The organism is Gilliamella sp. Gris3-2 (genome assembly GCF_001690345.1).
Classification (GTDB): Bacteria; Pseudomonadota; Gammaproteobacteria; order Enterobacterales; family Orbaceae; genus Gilliamella; species Gilliamella bombi.
In genome coordinates this window covers 50,193-66,064 of record NZ_LZHB01000023.1, presented here as the reverse complement: position 1 = coordinate 66,064, position 15,872 = coordinate 50,193, and the positions used below count along the sequence as shown (strand labels likewise).

The 15,872-nt window shown below is 35.1% G+C and carries 13 protein-coding genes, 1 tRNA gene and 3 pseudogenes; 8 read left to right on the top strand and 9 right to left on the bottom strand.

Translation table 11 applies throughout. From position 1 onward, the window contains the following. Positions 1-144: 144 nt before the first annotated feature. Together sstT and acuI are read left to right on the top strand one after the other, a co-directional pair. Positions 145-1,404: a serine/threonine transporter SstT gene (gene sstT / locus A9G32_RS03695; protein ID WP_442902817.1), complete on the top strand. Its 1,260-nt coding sequence runs from the start codon at positions 145-147 to the stop codon at positions 1,402-1,404. 209 nt (positions 1,405-1,613) lie between these two features. Next, a complete protein-coding gene (acuI, locus tag A9G32_RS03690; protein WP_065590828.1) occupies positions 1,614-2,609 on the top strand; it encodes an acrylyl-CoA reductase (NADPH) in 996 nt (331 codons plus the stop codon). Between the two features lie 169 nt (positions 2,610-2,778). Here acuI and A9G32_RS03685 read toward each other — a convergent pair whose 3' ends face one another. Next, positions 2,779-3,849, bottom strand: a complete 1,071-nt coding sequence (locus A9G32_RS03685) for a DUF3829 domain-containing protein (RefSeq protein ID WP_065590829.1) — start codon at positions 3,847-3,849, stop codon at positions 2,779-2,781. Positions 3,850-5,096: 1,247 nt separating this feature from the next. Here A9G32_RS03685 and A9G32_RS03680 point away from each other — a divergent pair. Together A9G32_RS03680 and A9G32_RS03675 are read left to right on the top strand one after the other, a co-directional pair. Then, on the top strand, positions 5,097-5,546 hold the full coding sequence (locus A9G32_RS03680) for a LexA family protein (protein WP_208610499.1): 450 nt from the start codon (positions 5,097-5,099) through the stop codon (positions 5,544-5,546). Beyond that, positions 5,492-6,808, top strand: a complete 1,317-nt coding sequence (locus A9G32_RS03675) for a Y-family DNA polymerase (protein ID WP_218055819.1) — start codon at positions 5,492-5,494, stop codon at positions 6,806-6,808. The genes A9G32_RS03680 and A9G32_RS03675 overlap by 55 nt, the downstream gene beginning before the upstream one ends. A gap of 317 nt (positions 6,809-7,125) precedes the next feature. Here the strand turns inward: A9G32_RS03675 and A9G32_RS03670 are convergent, their stop codons facing one another. Then, on the bottom strand, positions 7,126-8,511 hold the full coding sequence (locus A9G32_RS03670) for an MFS transporter (RefSeq protein WP_065590831.1): 1,386 nt from the start codon (positions 8,509-8,511) through the stop codon (positions 7,126-7,128). Between the two features lie 251 nt (positions 8,512-8,762). After that, on the bottom strand, positions 8,763-8,999 hold the full coding sequence (locus A9G32_RS03665) for a hypothetical protein (RefSeq protein ID WP_065590832.1): 237 nt from the start codon (positions 8,997-8,999) through the stop codon (positions 8,763-8,765). Positions 9,000-9,377: 378 nt separating this feature from the next. Between A9G32_RS03665 and A9G32_RS03660 the strand changes: the two genes are divergently transcribed. Further along, positions 9,378-10,265: a LysR family transcriptional regulator gene (locus tag A9G32_RS03660; RefSeq protein WP_065590833.1), complete on the top strand. Its 888-nt coding sequence runs from the start codon at positions 9,378-9,380 to the stop codon at positions 10,263-10,265. Between the two features lie 302 nt (positions 10,266-10,567). Here the strand turns inward: A9G32_RS03660 and A9G32_RS13485 are convergent, their stop codons facing one another. The 4 genes and pseudogenes from A9G32_RS13485 to A9G32_RS13555 all read right to left on the bottom strand — a co-directional run. Further along, positions 10,568-10,684: a transposase gene (locus tag A9G32_RS13485; RefSeq protein WP_141672780.1), complete on the bottom strand. Its 117-nt coding sequence runs from the start codon at positions 10,682-10,684 to the stop codon at positions 10,568-10,570. A 123-nt stretch (positions 10,685-10,807) separates the two neighbouring features. Continuing rightward, positions 10,808-11,644 (bottom strand): MBL fold metallo-hydrolase, encoded by an 837-nt coding sequence (locus tag A9G32_RS03655; RefSeq protein WP_065590834.1) that lies wholly within the window; start codon positions 11,642-11,644, stop codon positions 10,808-10,810. An 11-nt stretch (positions 11,645-11,655) separates the two neighbouring features. Continuing rightward, a complete protein-coding gene (locus tag A9G32_RS03650) occupies positions 11,656-11,982 on the bottom strand; it encodes a hypothetical protein (protein ID WP_065590835.1) in 327 nt (108 codons plus the stop codon). A gap of 133 nt (positions 11,983-12,115) precedes the next feature. Continuing rightward, positions 12,116-12,280, bottom strand: a pseudogene (locus A9G32_RS13555) (alpha/beta fold hydrolase); the annotation flags it as partial. Positions 12,281-12,975: 695 nt separating this feature from the next. Between A9G32_RS13555 and A9G32_RS03645 the strand changes: the two are divergent. Next, the gene (locus tag A9G32_RS03645) at positions 12,976-14,016 is read left to right on the top strand and encodes a hypothetical protein (RefSeq protein WP_065590836.1); all 1,041 of its coding nucleotides are present in this window, start codon (positions 12,976-12,978) and stop codon (positions 14,014-14,016) included. Between the two features lie 60 nt (positions 14,017-14,076). Then, positions 14,077-14,736 (top strand): annotated as a pseudogene (locus tag A9G32_RS03640) (IS3 family transposase); the annotation flags it as partial. Between the two features lie 92 nt (positions 14,737-14,828). Here the strand turns inward: A9G32_RS03640 and A9G32_RS03635 are convergent. Together A9G32_RS03635 and A9G32_RS03630 are read right to left on the bottom strand one after the other, a co-directional pair. Beyond that, positions 14,829-15,056: pseudogene (locus A9G32_RS03635) on the bottom strand (transposase); the annotation flags it as partial. Positions 15,057-15,260: 204 nt separating this feature from the next. Next, positions 15,261-15,348: transfer RNA gene (locus A9G32_RS03630), tRNA-Ser, on the bottom strand. 194 nt (positions 15,349-15,542) lie between these two features. On the opposite strand from A9G32_RS03630, the gene A9G32_RS03625 reads away from it, so the two are divergent. Next, positions 15,543-15,860 carry a TusE/DsrC/DsvC family sulfur relay protein gene (locus tag A9G32_RS03625; protein ID WP_065560941.1) on the top strand — a complete coding sequence of 106 codons (318 nt, stop codon included), beginning with the start codon at positions 15,543-15,545 and terminating at the stop codon, positions 15,858-15,860. Positions 15,861-15,872 lie beyond the last annotated feature (12 nt).

Here is a 15,872-nt window from a genome sequence, read left to right as displayed (position 1 = left end):
AGGTCTAATATAAAAGCAATAAATAATTAAATTTAATCATCATGTAAAGTGATATATAAAAAAACATTATAATGATGATTATTTTCTATAAACACAATGTTGAATTATGTTATTGTTTTACCTTTATTTTAATAAGAAAGGAATATTATGACTCATTCTTCACATCCTTTGGTTCGTTTTTACTTAAAAGTAGGGTTGATACGGCAGATCTTATGGGGCTTAATATTTGGTATTATTCTCGCTGCGGTGTCGAAAGATACCGCATTAGCGATGTCTCTTATAGGTGGGCTATTTATTAATGCTTTGAAATCAGTTGCTCCTGTACTTGTGCTCATTTTAGTGATTGCATCGATATCGAATCATCAACATGGCAAACAAGCCAATATGAGACCGTTAATTACTCTTTATTTTGCCGGAATGATGTTAGCCGCATTATTAGCAACCATTGCTAGTTTTTTATTCCCATCACAGATTTCATTTGGTGATACGTTAAATAACCTTGAACTTACACCGCCTAGTGGTATTGCTGCTGTTTTAAAAACCTTATTAGAAAAAATGATCGACAATCCGATAAATGCACTAATTAATGCAAACTATATTGGTCTTATCATTTGGGGTGTTGGTATCGGTTTGGCATTAAGACACTCTAGCCAAAGTACTAAAACCATGATGAATGATCTGTCTTATGCTATTTCTTTTATTGTAAGAGTTATTATCCGATTTGCCCCTTTGGGTATATTTGGACTTGTCGCTTCAATATTAGCCGAAACAGGTTTTGATGAACTGTACAAGTATGCCCATTTATTGGTTGTATTAGTTTCTTGTATGTTAATTGTTGCATTAGTTATCAATCCATTACTTGCCTATTTAGTTATGCGAAAAAACCCTTATCAGCTAGTGTTTACCTCTTTAAAAGAAAGTGCTATACCTGCTTTCTTTACGCGTAGCTCTGCGGCTAATATTCCAGTGAATATTGAAATCTGTAAAAAATATAACATGGATGAAGACACCTATACTGTTGCAGTACCGCTAGGTGCAGCAATTAATATGTCAGGTGCTGCCGTTACTATAACAGTTTTAACTCTAGCCACCGTCAACTCAATGCCAGCTAGTGCTGGTATACATGTTGATATCTATTCTGCGGTATTACTTTGTATTGTAACTTCAGTATGTGCTTGTGGGGCATCAGGGATTGCGGGTGGATCGTTACTGCTTATTCCTGTCGCATGTAGTATGTTTGGTATACCTAACGAAATTTCAGCCAAAGTGATTGGCATTGGAATTGCAATTGGCGTTATTCAAGATTCGGTTGAAACTGCATTAAATTCGTCAAGTGATGTTGTGTTTATTGGTGCGGTTTCATCAGCCGCGCAGAAGAAGAAAAATAATACGACTAAAAATTAAGTATTCAAGCCTATTTAATTGGTAACTCTGATTTATAACTGAGCATGGTAATTTGTTATTATCAGCTCAGTTTTTATTTATCCCTCACAACCAAACATATCACATTGCTTTTTCTCGAATGACTCTTTATTATTAAAAAAACATCTAATATTTAAGTGGATTATTATATTATTTAGATGTTCCGATACTATATGTGATGAGGAGACACTATGCCATTTAATGCCATTGTTTTATCGAAAGAAGAAAAAACGGGGTTTTCATGCTCCTTAAAGAGTATTAGTAAACAGCAGTTATTAGCGCAAGAAGGTGATACCTTAATCCAAATAACCTATTCAAGTATTAACTATAAAGATGCGCTAGCTTTAACTAATAAAAGTCCTGTTGTTAGACAGTGGCCAATGGTACCAGGTATTGATGGTGTTGGTATTGTGCTAGAGTGTCGTAGTGGTCGCTATCAAAAAGGCGATATAGTTATATTAAATGGATGGGGGTGTGGCGAGACTCATTGGGGATGTTTGTCACAATATGCTTATTTAAAATCTGATTGGCTAATACCCTTGCCCAACAAACTTACAAATTATCAAGCAATGGCAATTGGTACAGCAGGTTATACAGCAGGCCTTTGTGTCCAACGTATTGTTGATTTAGGTGTAAAACCACAAGATGGTATGGTTTTGGTAACAGGTGCTAGTGGTGGAGTTGGCTCAATTGCCGTTGCATTACTTACTAAACTTGGTTATCAAGTCACCGCATCAACGAGTAAAATTGAAGAAGATCATTATTTACGACAACTTGGCGCAGTTAATATTATTGATGGTCAAACCTTAAAAGAAACGGGTAAACCATTACAAAAAGAACTGTGGTCAGCTGTTGTCGATGCGGTTGGTTCGCACACTTTAGCAAATGCTTGTGCCCAAACTCGATATGGCGGAATTGTGGCGTGTTGTGGTCTTGCTCAAGGCATGGACTTACCAGCAACGGTTGCGCCGTTTATTTTAAGAGGTGTTTCGTTAGCTGGGGTGGATAGTGTGATGGCAAATTATGATAAACGTGTGGCAGCATGGAATTTATTGGCACACAATCTGGATGAAAAAGTGTTATCTCATATTAGTAATACAATCACACTAAATGATTGTGTTGAGGTGGCAAATAAAATGATTGCAGGGCAAATAAAAGGGCGTTTTGTTGTTGATGTAAACAAATGAATCTAGGTTTGACTAAACAGTAGTATTTTGATAATTACTTGCCCTACTCATTTGCTATAAAGTTAAAAAAAAACAGCGATGTAATATTTACACCGCTTTTATTTATACCACTATTTATTGTCATTGATAATGACTAAAATGTTAGCAATGAAACGATCTTTATCTATTTTTAATTGATTACTTGATTATAGCCATTAATTACACTTTTAAGTTCCCCATTCAAAGAATCAACTTCTCTTTCTACAGTATTGGTCTGTAAATTTTTTAAAACTACTTTCATTTGATTAATCAATCCAGGTAAACGATCAACAAAACCGTCATAATACATATCGTTTAAACCTTGTTGTTTAATCAATTTATTTTTGCCTTTATTCGTCATTAATTCATTGGCTATGGATTCTATTTGTTGAATTTTTTGTTCAAGGGCTGATTTATCGAGATTTTTAAACTGGTTGTCTTCGTTAAAGCTTTCATTGATTAAATCGATAACATCTTCAGATAAATCCATGATTTCCATGCAATTGTAGTTAAGTGTTAACCCTTTGTTTTTTATTTCTGATTTTTGAAATGCATGGATTTCTTTGTATAATTTACCATAAGCCGCTAAAGCCACACTTTTTGCTTCAATATATTGGTTATAAAGCGTGTTCAAATTATTTAACAGTTCAGGTAATTTGGCAAAGTCATCCAATTTATACTCATTATCTAAATAATATTTAGCTATCTGATCATAAGCTAATCCTATTTCAATATATTTATCACTTAATGCTTTGCCTGCGGCATCAAGTTCGGGTAACTCTGGTTTAAATGCTAATAACTCAGTAATCAATTGTTTATATTCATCAAGCTCTTTTGGTCCTGGGTGATAACCGATAAAAAGTTTCGTTGGATTTTTTTTCACATAATTGACATCAATTTTACCGTTTTTATCACTGATACCTCTTAAAAAACCCTCAACACTGCTATCAAGATGATAAAGAGAAGAAGTCATCCTGCCATGTCCATTCCCTCTTAATTTATCTGCAGCTTGGGAGACATTAGCATTAAAAACATCTAGCCATATGTTACCTTTACGTGCTTTCAGTGCAAATTGCCGTGAAACATCTTCAGTAGTTTTAGACTTAGAAGATTTAACTTCTGAAGCTGCTGTTGGTTGTTGCGTTTTGTTTTCAGTTGGTTTGTCATCACAGCCAATCATCAAAAATCCAGCAATCAATACGGTTAAAAAATTTTTTTTCATTGTTTATCCCTTCATTTTTGTGTTCTAAATTCATTGAATTAATACTTTATTATCTTTTAAAGATTATTTCTAATAAAATATGAAATGAAATAAAAATTGTGATATTGGGGCTTAATTTTGTAATAAGTCTTATATTGTAGGAAAACACCGAGTTGCTTATATTTCATGGTTAAAATGATTTTTTAAAAACTCATAAGGCATTTTGTTGGAAATTATTTAACCTTTTGTTTTTTATCTTTGAATGGTGAACTATTTGCTGATCATTCCATTAAGGTATGTATTATTTTTTTGATTAACCCATTTATTTGAGGAATACCTGTTTCGTGAGTTTTTAATTGATATGATGGTGATCACACGCTTTACTAAGAAGGATTCTGAGAAGTTTTAATTATCAAATGATATTGACTCCTGAATCTGTTTACAAAAATATAATCTAAAAAGTGAATATTTTTGTAAATACCCTATAGTGCTTATCTGGAAAATTACGCTTACGCTGTTTGTTTTAGTGTTTTATATATTATAGAAGTTGTGGTATTCAATATTTAACAGCACATTTCAGCGCTTAAATGGTTGTAAGGTTAACTATAATTTTTAGTCAAATTAGTGACAGTTATTTTTTGATAAAATTGAATTTATATTTTTTTAAATTGTAGTTTATTGATTTATAATGAAAGAAGATGGAGGAAGCGCAGAAAAAGTAAAATTCGAGCAACTAAATTGTTAGGATTAATTGCTCTCTAGGTCTTTTAGCTGGAAGAAAGCTTTTTTATTAACTAATTCTTTTTGTAATAGTGCTATAAAACTTATACTCCACTAAACGGTTATCATCTTGCAAATGTTGTTCAATGGTTCGTGTTTACATTAGGATTCATCATTTCAGTCCTTACAGTCATAATAATAGAAAAATTAAAATACAATATTAAAATAAATAGTCTATTTTTCATGTCCAGTTGACCTTATTAATTGATTCAAAAGTTGCTCTTGTAGATAGTGTAGCACGTTGTCTAAACTAAAAAAGTTATTACACTCTGTATTAATCGCTTTGATATATCCAATTTTATTCCTTGATTTGACACTATCAAGCTAACTTATTCACATAGTGCTTTATTTACACTTTTATATTTTTTTACACTAAAATCTGTTGAAGTTCGCATTATATGCTGTATATTTATCCATGTTCGTTTTTTGCCACGATAACTAAAAAAACAGTGGTGATGTTCTTTCGTTTAGTTTTTAGGAGTATTTTCTTGCACAAATTCAGTTGTATTGTGCTTGGCTGTGTTGATACATCTATTATTAATCAACTACCGTTGGTGGATATACCAGTTAGAGCTGGTTTCCCTTCGCCAGCTGATGATTATTTAGAAGCGAAACTCGATTTAACTGAGCATTTAGTCAAACACCCTAGTGCGACCTATTATATCAAGGCAATGGGTGATTCAATGGTGGATTATGGTGTTTTTAGTGGTGATTTATTAATTGTTGATCGCTCTTTAGAACCAGTAGTCGGTGATGTGGTCATTGCAGCCATTGATGGAGAGTTAACCTGTAAATGCCTTGGCGTAATTAATGGTCAATATCATTTATTAGCTGGTAATGCGCTTTATCCACCGATCTCATTAGCTGGTAAAGAAGTGCATATTTGGGGAGTAGTGATTCATACGATCCACTCTCTCAGAGGTCGTGGCTATTTGTGATTGGGTTAGTGGATTGTAATAATTTTTACGCATCTTGTGAGCGAGTGTTTAATCCTAAGCTTGAAGGACAACCGATTGGTATTTTATCCAATAATGACGGCTGTGTCATTGCGCGATCGAATGAGTTGAAACCACTTGTTCCGATGGGTATGCCTGCTTATCAAATTTCCCCGAGTGTTCGTAAAAAAATCACCTTGTTGAGTTCTAATTATGAGCTATACGGTGATATGAGTCAGCGTGTTTTTAATACAGTGCGTGATTATACAGCAGATGTAGAACTGTATTCGATTGATGAAGCCTTTATTTCCTTAACAGGGTTCTCAGATGTTATTTCGCACTGTCAAACAATAAGAACCAAAGTCAAACGTGATACAGGTATCCCCGTCAGTATCGGTATTGCGTCAACACGAACTTTAGCCAAAATAGCCAATTATGTTGCTAAAAAACAACCCACTTATCAAGGAGTTTGTTATTTACCGAATAATAAACCTTTATTGAGTCGAGTCTTGCAGCAGTTTCCTGTGAGTAAAGTGTGGGGTGTTGGAAGGCGTATTTCAGAGAAACTACAATCGTTAGGCATCCAGACTGCATGGGATTTGCGGCAAGCAAACACTAAACAAATTAGACAGCAATTTTCCGTGATGCTTGAACGGACGGTGTTAGAGCTACTAGGTACACCTTGTATCGAATTGGATGATTTATCTATTCCTAAACAGAATATTATGGTTTCGCGTAGCTTTGGTCAGTTAACTGGTGAGCTATTTGATGTGCAAGAAGCGATTCGCGTTCATGCTAGTCGAGGAGCTGAAAAGCTCAGAAAGCAAAGTTCTGTGACTAGTGCCGTACAGGTCTTTTTAAAAACTAATCGATTTCGTGAGGATATCGTGCAATATCATCCTTCTATCGTGGTTCCACTGCATTTGCCTACAGATGATTCACGGCTCATTATTCAAGCCGCACAAAAGGGATTGCAGGCTATTTATAAACAAGGTTTTTTGTTTATGAAGGCCGGCGTGGTGTTACTTGACTTACAGGTTAAGCACACCGATACGCAGTATGAGTTATTTGAAACGTTCAATAATATAGAGCAAAAGCAAAAAAGTGATAAGTTGATGCAAGCACTGGATGCCATCAACCAGAAGATGGGTAAACATACGGTGCAATTAGGCACCGTAAGAAAGCAAGCCCCTTGGCAGATTAAACGTGAATTACTGACTCCGCGTTATACTACTCGGTGGGAAGAGTTGTTAATCGTTAAATGATTATTTTTTAGTTTGATTTAGTAAAACTATGATATTATCGATATAAATGTTTGAATTTAAGTCATTAAAGCAAACACAATTATTCTTATCTCGATTTGGCAATATCTATGATCATTTCAATTGTGTAAGGTGCTTGTGCTCTGCTAAAACCTTTCGAGTTTTAGTCACATGTCAATTTACCGAATGGTCTCTATTACCCGAGTTTCACCCAAAATTATAAATAAAAAATTAGTTATCAAATTTAAACTCATATTAGAAAGTTAATTTGACAGTACCTTTGGAATTTATATACACAATTAATCACCTCTTGAATTTTTTTAACAACGTAGACGTAATGTACTAACAACTGATGATATTGCAGCAATCACACAAGCAATAGAAAAAATATATACACCAAATTCTGCGTTGGTACTCTCCATTAATCCATTTAATAGCGCAATTACCATAGCTACCAAAGCAGCACCGATTGACTGCCCAGTCGTTCTGGCTGTAGATAATACTCCAGACGCTGTGACTGTTCGATTTTTTGAAACATTGCTAAACATTTCCTTATTATTTGGCGGGAGAAAAAAACCATAACCAACGCCACAAATGACCACTCGCCACAAGAAGTCACTCACTGTTGCAGCTTCCGATAACAAAGCTAATGAACCTAAACCTATACAAAAAAACATCACGCCAATAGTAGATATATGGGTAGGATTAAAACGGTTTGACAGTCTTCCTGCAATAGGTGCGCAACAAGCTACAGCTAGTGGCCACGGTGAAAAGATAAAAGCAGACTCTAGCACAGAATAGTTATAAGTATGTTGTAAAACAAAAGGTAAGCTTACCAACGCAATTCCTTGAGCAACAAACATAGATAGGGAAGAGATCACCGCAAAAGTGTATCGGCGTGAACAAAATATATCAAGCGGTAATAAAGGATGCTTTGAACGAGTCTGGACAGCAATAAATAGGATAAATAAGATCGTTGAAACCACTGCGCAAAATATCAACGAATGATTTTCCCAGCTACCAATTTGATCAACTGTAATCACCATCAAGCCTAATGCTCCTGCCGAGCTAATTGCTCCTGCTAAATCAAAGCCTTTTTCATTTTCATTATCTTTCCCTAATGAGATAAAGGAAAAGATTATAGCAAACCCTCCAAGTGGAATGTTGATATAAAAAAGCCATGGCCAAGATAAATAAGAAATAATAATTCCTCCTAATGCTGGGCCGACAGCCGTACCCACCGCAAATACCATCGCATTTAGCCCAAATATTGTCCCCAACTTATAAGGTGGAAATATAACTCTGTACAGCCCCAACCCAACGCTAATCATTACAGCGTAACTAATTCCTTGTAGTATCCGCATAGTGACCAGAGCACTAAAGGTTGGAGAAAGGCTACAACCTAAGGAAGAGAGTGTAAATAAAATCATACCTGCTGTATAAAAACGCTTTTCACCAATCCTCGATCCAAGCGATGCACAAATTAGCATCGTGGCTGCGCTGGCAACCTGATAGCCGTTGATAATCCAAATACTAGATGCAGAATCAATTTGTAACGTACAAGCAATGGAGGGTAATGCAATATTAATAATGGAACCATCTAATGCTGACATTAGCACCCCTATCAATATGGCCGCAGCTGCAAAATAGCGCCTTGGTACATCAAAACCTTGCTCAAGAATACTGCTATTACTTACCAACGACATATTTACAGGTCCTTTATTATAATGAAATTATGCGCAAAGAATTTTTGTCTCTAAACTTTTGCTTTCGAGAAAGGTCATCATTCCAAGAGTCAATACTTCTTCTGGCCTAGCTATTACTGGATTACGAGGAGCTTTCCATTCCTACTTGCTACCGTTGATACGAATATTTCTGAGAAAGCAGTAAGCGGTGAGGACATAAAATAGATTGTGCATACTTTCACTAATCAGCTGAAGCATACCCGTAATCCCTCCTAAGGTCTTAACCATAGAGATCTATCTATAATGGGAATGCCCTGACTGTTTTTGCTGAATTGCACACTATTCATCAATCTCGAAAAATCGGCATCAGAAGAGGCAGCTATCGCACACCCTATCGAATCTAACAAACAAAAATGTGCCATGCGGATCGCATCATTATCAGAAATTGTTTGCTCGTAGGCATAATCAACCAGATTATTCATTACTCTATCAAACTTAGTGTGCACCATATTTTATCCTATTTACGAGTAGAAAGTTTCAATAATTAGCTGTAATTAACACTAGATAACGTATCAAAGTCTATTCGGTTTATCATGCAACTATTTGATTGTGTCACTATTACGTTATAGAATAGACAAACGTTATTAATGCTAAAATCATAATTCTCAGAATAATAAAAAACCAGTGAATAAAATCGTGATGTACATCGAAAAGATTGATACCCTAATAATATTATGTTGAGACAAGCTCATGGAATAGAGTTGTTAGATATGAAGGTTTATTTTTAGCCTAGTACTATTTTTGCTGCAACTATCCTACAAAAGCCCTCTTCTGATAACTAAAAATATTGTTGAAATATTTATTCAACACTTAGAAGGAGAGTTAAAATGAAGCTAGATGAACTTCTGGCGTTCGTAACAGTTGTAGACACAGGGAATATAACCCAAGCCGCAGAACGCCTAAATCGAGTGCAGTCTAGTATTTCTCATCGAATACGAAGTCTGGAGGAAAAGCTAGATGTTACATTATTAGATAGGAAAATCGAAGGATGTCTACCTACTACACAGGGTAAGATACTTTATGAATACGCACTTAAAATGCTGAACCTAGCGAATGATTGTAAAAATAACATTTCCTACTCCAAAGATGGTCAGTTGACCATAAGAATTGGAATAATTGAGTGCTTACCCCCCTATATAATTACTTCTTTGATTGATTTTGGTGAAGAGTTGGGTTGGAACATCGATATTTCAATAGGAAACACGATCAGTTTGCTCAACGCTTTTGATAAAAACGAATTTGATGCAGTCATCGTTGGAGCAGGTTTTTCTAACAAACGGCATACATGTTTCACATTACTCTCCAGCGAATTAGTGATTGTCACAGAAAAAAATCATTTACCAATCACAAATATATCTAGTCTAGACGGGGAAGTTTTTTTGTTAAGTAGTAAAAAATGTGCCACATCAACTCGCAATTTCAGTGTACTGTTTAATGAAGGTAACATTACGCCTAAACGAGTAATTGAATGTGGATCTTATCCTGTTTTGTTTTCAAACATAGCCACTGGCAAAGGGGTCTCGCTGGTTTTACGTTGCTCAATCAGTAATGAAATTAAGAACAAAATAAAAATTCATCAGCTAGCTAGAGAGTTTAATGATTTTAAAATTGAGCTTATCTACCGTGTTGATTGTCCCTATTTGGATACTGATAAATTCATTGATATGATGATATCAATATTCCAAGATCCTCGGTTGCACGATATCGGTTATTAACTGACCTGCACGCATGATACTAGCTCAGACTATGCTATTGAAATATTTTAACACGCAAACTGTTCCACATTGCTCAGATATTAAAGGAATGGGAGAGTATCTTATTGACACAATCCCTTTCTCTCACAATACTATTATCCAAATTCAGAATATAACATTTATTCCGTTTTCAAGAAGGTGTACGTATATTGACAAAGGTTCTTTCTCGAAACTTTGCCAAAATTATTTTCATCAGAGGGACCTCAAAGTATTTCCTTTAAGCGTTTGATATCCGAAGTTTCCATTCCGCCGTATTTTTCTCGTCATTTATAGAAAGTTGAATTACCCATGCCATATTTACGGCACAGTTCTTTAACCGGAATACCCGCTTCAGCTTTTTTTAAAATAGCGACAATTTGATGTTCAGTCATTTTTTTCATAATTAAATTCCCTTTTCTTTTATCATAGAGAATTTTCTACTTTTTTGCTGTACTATTTTAGGGGATGGTTACAATTGATAGCTTAAAAAATTATTAAATATGATTTGAAAAAACATTAGTTAATTAATCAGTAAGTACAATTTTATATCCTCTTTTAAGCTTTTGAATATAACCAAAACCTTCATATCCAAAATGAATCCCACCAACAAGAATGTGTTTAGAACTCACCATATCAAGGATGCGAATACGGGTTTCCGCTGCCAATTTAGGATCATAATCGAAAGCAATTGAGACATTCGGTTTTAAAAGTTGGATATGTGGAAAGTGGACAATATCACCCCAAATCAATAAACTACTATTTTCTCCCTCGACTTTATAACCAGTATGTCCTGGTGTATGCCCTTTTAATGGTAATGCACGTATACCAGCAAGTACCTCACCTTCATTAACTAACCGCAGATTTTCTTGATACTGTTTTAAAACATTGCGAGCAAAAATAAAATTACCTTTGACACGATCGCTGGAAGAAAAAAACTTTTTGTCATCTTTTAGATAATCATACTCATTTTGACTAATTACTAATTCTGCATTTGGAAATACTGCCTCTCCGTAGGAGTTGATCAAGCCACCTATATGATCGGGATGAGCATGTGTGAGTAATACGGCATCAATATCATTTGGTTTCACCCCAAGTTTAGCCAAATTATTTACTATCCTTCCTCCCCATCCTTTAAAACTACCTGCGCCACTATCAATTAAGATATTTTTACCTTTGTGTTGAACTAAAAAGGCATTAATGTGCACTGAATTAGGTTCATCTTGGCAGGCGTTTTGTTGAATGAAATAACACTCTGTCTCACTAATATTCGCCAGCATTCCAAAATCAACTTTTAAGTAGCCATCACTAACAGCAGTTACTTGTACCTCTCCAAGGTCCTTCATTGGCAATTTATCATTCATACAGTTACCTTTTAGTTTTTTGCGAAAATATTATTGGAATCATAAAGAAAGCAACGAATTCTCGCAATTACGCCGAACTTTTCTCTAATTAATAAATCAACCTGACGTGAGAATTCATTCATGACTGACTCACTACGAAAAACTTCTTGTCTAAGTTTAGCCTCAAAGTATACAGATTCCCCATAACCTACATCCGCAATTAGATAAGCTATATGGATATTATTATCTTTAGCTTTCAGAATCTCTTTGGTAAGTTTGGTCAAAGAAGTAGAAAAATCAGCAAAATCACAAGTTTCTAGGTGATGATCTGATGTTGTATAAATAGTAATACTGGGCATCGAATAACTTTTCCTATATGTAAGTATTTTAGTAATTGTGTGACTATATTATCCTTGATATTAATAAACGCATGCTTTTAATAACATCTAGATACCATTCCGAATTCGGCATCACTACTCCTTAGTTGATCAACATATCCAACCTGACTACCCGATAACGCTCGGTTAATCGCGGCATTTGCAAATCCCATAGGTGCAAATCCGTTCCCAGAAAGTGTAGAAGAATCAGCGTTGTTGCATTTTCAGGACCCTGTACATCATCGATATGCTGAGTTAATTTCAGTGGTCTAATAAACATTTATACCTCCATATAATTATTTTTACTTATATCATGTGGTTCCATATTGTTAATATTATTAGAATAATTTCTTTTCTTACGCTAATGGATAATTTCGATATCCGCATCGAAATGGTTGATGACCGGAAAAGAATTCATTAATTACAGTGGTACTGTCAAATTAATTTTTTTTGACTTTTTTAATAAACAGTTTAGCCGCTTTACTCTCTCTTTTTCTTGTATTAACAAATCAGAAGCAGATAATGTAAGATACTCTAACTGTGTTGATATTGCTGTTGTGCGCTTGAATCTATTGAGTGATGGAAGCATGATACATTACACTTACAAGGAAAAGAGACGGGTGTCGCCGCCAAACAGGACTATTTCATTTGTATGTTTTTTACAAAAAACCACCAAAAAACTAGCCAACTATTTTTAAACGGCTATACTTTTACGGTTATAGGAAAACAAGCTTATTAAATAAGTAAATAATTATAAAAAATCTAAATAAAACAAAACATTAATTGACAGGTGAACAATAATGCATTATCATTTCTGGCACAAGGCACAAGGCACAAGGCACAAGGCACAAGCACTGGCAAACCTACGATTTAAATTTATTAAATAATCCTATTTGCCGAGTTTTTGCACGAAACTCGTTTATATTTTCCAAATTATCTCTCAAATTACCCCGAAAACTCTTGTTGGTGTTGGGCGTGTTATTATTGCCATATTCATGGAGTTTAGAAGCATTAACTAGTAAAAATGGTCGCGTAAATAATCATCGTAGTGATGCCATAATATTACCGTCGTTCGAAAACCCGTGTCTAAAATATGGTACAGACGGAGATGCAGGTTCAGTTGATTTATGGATATGGATATCGAATCCTGATTATTTTGAACCAAGTGCGCCATTGGTTTGTTATGCTCAACCTAATTTATCAAACGATTCCAGTAATAATACTGAATACAAAGATTTAGATGGTCCAGATTGGGTAAAAGGAAAAGGATTTGTACCACAAGATATAAACAATCCACAACGTAATTTCCCATCGACAGGAACAAATAATGTTTATTTTTATTTATTATTAGCAAACGTAACGCCCGAAGAGATTATCTCAGCTAATGGCGCTAGAGTATTTCCGGAATCAGGGAGTGGAGTTAGTTTAGCTTTATCATCTGCAATAACACCAGGTTGGGGAAAAGGCTCACGAGATGTAGCTTTAAAGATAGTACTAAAAGGACCAGTAAACAGTAGTGCTAATAAAAATTTTAGTCCCTCTACATTTAAGCTTTATTCAGATAGAGCCAAAAGTAACGTCTTGTATAGCTTTAAAATTGAAAGATGGTATATAGTACAAGGGGTTGGTATAAATGCTTCAGCTAGTAAGGCAAAAGATTATTGCAATCAAATTGGTTATCGGATGCCGAGTGTTGCAGATTATACTAATGCAAATAATGATGATATTTGGACAGGAGGTATTCCTGGAAGAAATATCAATGGTTATCGCCGTCAATTAAGCTATCGCGGCGGTAATGGCAAGTGGATTGGTGGGCTATTTAATGAATGGGGAACCTTATTTAACAATCCTAATCACTATTTAGGTCTTGACGACTGGGAAACTAAGCATCCTTATGATTGGTATTGGACAATCGATACATACAAGGGAAAATCAATTCGAGTCGATCTAGGGGATGGGGATTTAGGTTATGAATTAACTTTTAACCTATATAGAGCTGCTTGTGTTAAGCCTTAGTTAAATTTGTTTTATCTGTTCTGTAAATAGTTTGACTCCGTAACTTTTTATCGTGCTTATGGTACAAGGCGTCTGCAAGCAGAGCTGAGAAAGCAAGGCATAACCGTATCTCGACGCCGAATAGGTCGAATCATGGCGAAAAATGGCTGGGTTTCGAAATACACCTGTAAAAAATATTGTATTCATACAGAAAAAAGCAATGAATCGCTGGTAGGGAATGAACTGAATCGAGAATTTGATATAGGTCAACCACGAAAGATATTGGTGACCGATTTAACCTATGTAAGGGTTAAACAACGTTGGCACTACCTTTGTGTAATTGTTGATATCAGTAATCGAGAAATAGTGGGGCGAAGTGCTGGCAGGCATAAAACAGCGGCACTGGTCATGCAAGCTATGAGTCAAATTCCAATGAACTTACAGACGATTGAGTTGTTTCATTCTGATAGAGGAAAAGAGTTTGATAATCATTTGATTGATGAAAGTTTAACAGCATTTGGAATTAAACGGTCGTTAAGTCGCAAAGGCTGCCCCTATGATAACGCAATTACAGAAAACACATTTAAAGCAGTGAAAACAGAATTTGTGTCAAATACTATTTTTGATTCACTGGCGCAACTTAAATTGGAATTTAATCACTATGTGGATTGGTTTAATTATAATCGAATTCATTCAACATTAAATTACCAGTCGCCGATTGAATACAAAAGAAATCGATGACCTTATCTTTTTGGTACTAAAAAGTGTGGACATACCAATGATAAATTGTAGTTGCTGTGCCCACGTTTTACGTGCCTTTGTGGGCACTAAAGCTTTTTTATAATTTCTTCCTGCAGCTGGGATTTTAAACTCAGTTCGGCAAACATCTGCTTAAGCTTGCGGTTTTCAGCCTCCAGCTCCTTTAAGCGTTTGATATACGAAGTTTCCATTCCGCCGTATTTTTCCCGCCATTTATAGAAAGTTGAATTACCCATGCCATATTTACGGCACAGTTCTTTAACGGGAATACCCGCTTCAGCTTCTTTTAAAATAGCCACGATTTGAGTTCAGTCATTTTTTTCATAATTAATCCCCTTTACTTTTATCATAGAGAATTTTCTACTTTTTTGCTGTACTCTTTTAGGGGATGGTTACAGTATTTGATGAAAAATACAAAATAATTCAAGTATATTTCGGTGGGCGTTTAAATAGTGGATTTAAGTGGACTTCTATGGACAACTGTGGAATTTGCCACAATAAGAAGATGGCGGAAGCGCAGAGATTCGAACTCTGGGAGGGTCGCCCCTCGCCGGTTTTCAAGACCGGTGCTTTCAACCGCTCAGCCACACTTCCGCAATGGCTGTGAATATTAAAGTAGACTTGCTTATTTGTAAATAGCTATTTTAATTTTTTTTATCGTTTGCTTTAAATTTCATCAAATTTCGAAGAAATTAAACAAACAATAACGTATTCGCCTGCAAAATTAGTGTTGGATTTTGATTAATTGAGTATAATACAACGCAAATAAAATAACGTACTTTGAAAAAATGTTAGAGCAGATAGAAACTGATGAGAAAGGCTATTTAAAAAATTGGCAGGATTGGACTGTTGATTTGGTTCCAGAATTGGCAGCCAAAGAGTCCATTGAATTAACCGATGCCCATTGGGAGGTTATTTTATTTGTTCGTGATTTTTACTTAGAATATAAAACCTCACCAGCTATTCGAGCTTTAGTCAAAGCAATGGAAAAAAAGTTTGGTGCAGAAAAGGGTAATAGTCGTTATTTGTATAAATTATTTCCAGACGGTCCTGCTAAACAAGCAACTAAACTTGCAGGCTTACCAAAACCAGTTAAATGCATATAGATAAAGGATAAT

Coding starts and splice junctions, on each gene's coding strand:
- acuI (WP_065590828.1), top strand. CDS start 1,614: ATGCCATTTAATGCCATTGTTTTATCGAAAGAAGAAAAAACGGGGTTT.
- A9G32_RS03685 (WP_065590829.1), bottom strand. CDS start 3,849: ATGAAAAAAAATTTTTTAACCGTATTGATTGCTGGATTTTTGATGATT.
- A9G32_RS03670 (WP_065590831.1), bottom strand. CDS start 8,511: ATGTCGTTGGTAAGTAATAGCAGTATTCTTGAGCAAGGTTTTGATGTA.
- A9G32_RS03665 (WP_065590832.1), bottom strand. CDS start 8,999: ATGGTGCACACTAAGTTTGATAGAGTAATGAATAATCTGGTTGATTAT.
- A9G32_RS03660 (WP_065590833.1), top strand. CDS start 9,378: ATGAAGCTAGATGAACTTCTGGCGTTCGTAACAGTTGTAGACACAGGG.
- A9G32_RS13485 (WP_141672780.1), bottom strand. CDS start 10,684: ATGAAAAAAATGACTGAACATCAAATTGTCGCTATTTTAAAAAAAGCT.
- A9G32_RS03655 (WP_065590834.1), bottom strand. CDS start 11,644: ATGAATGATAAATTGCCAATGAAGGACCTTGGAGAGGTACAAGTAACT.
- A9G32_RS03650 (WP_065590835.1), bottom strand. CDS start 11,982: ATGCCCAGTATTACTATTTATACAACATCAGATCATCACCTAGAAACT.
- A9G32_RS03625 (WP_065560941.1), top strand. CDS start 15,543: ATGTTAGAGCAGATAGAAACTGATGAGAAAGGCTATTTAAAAAATTGG.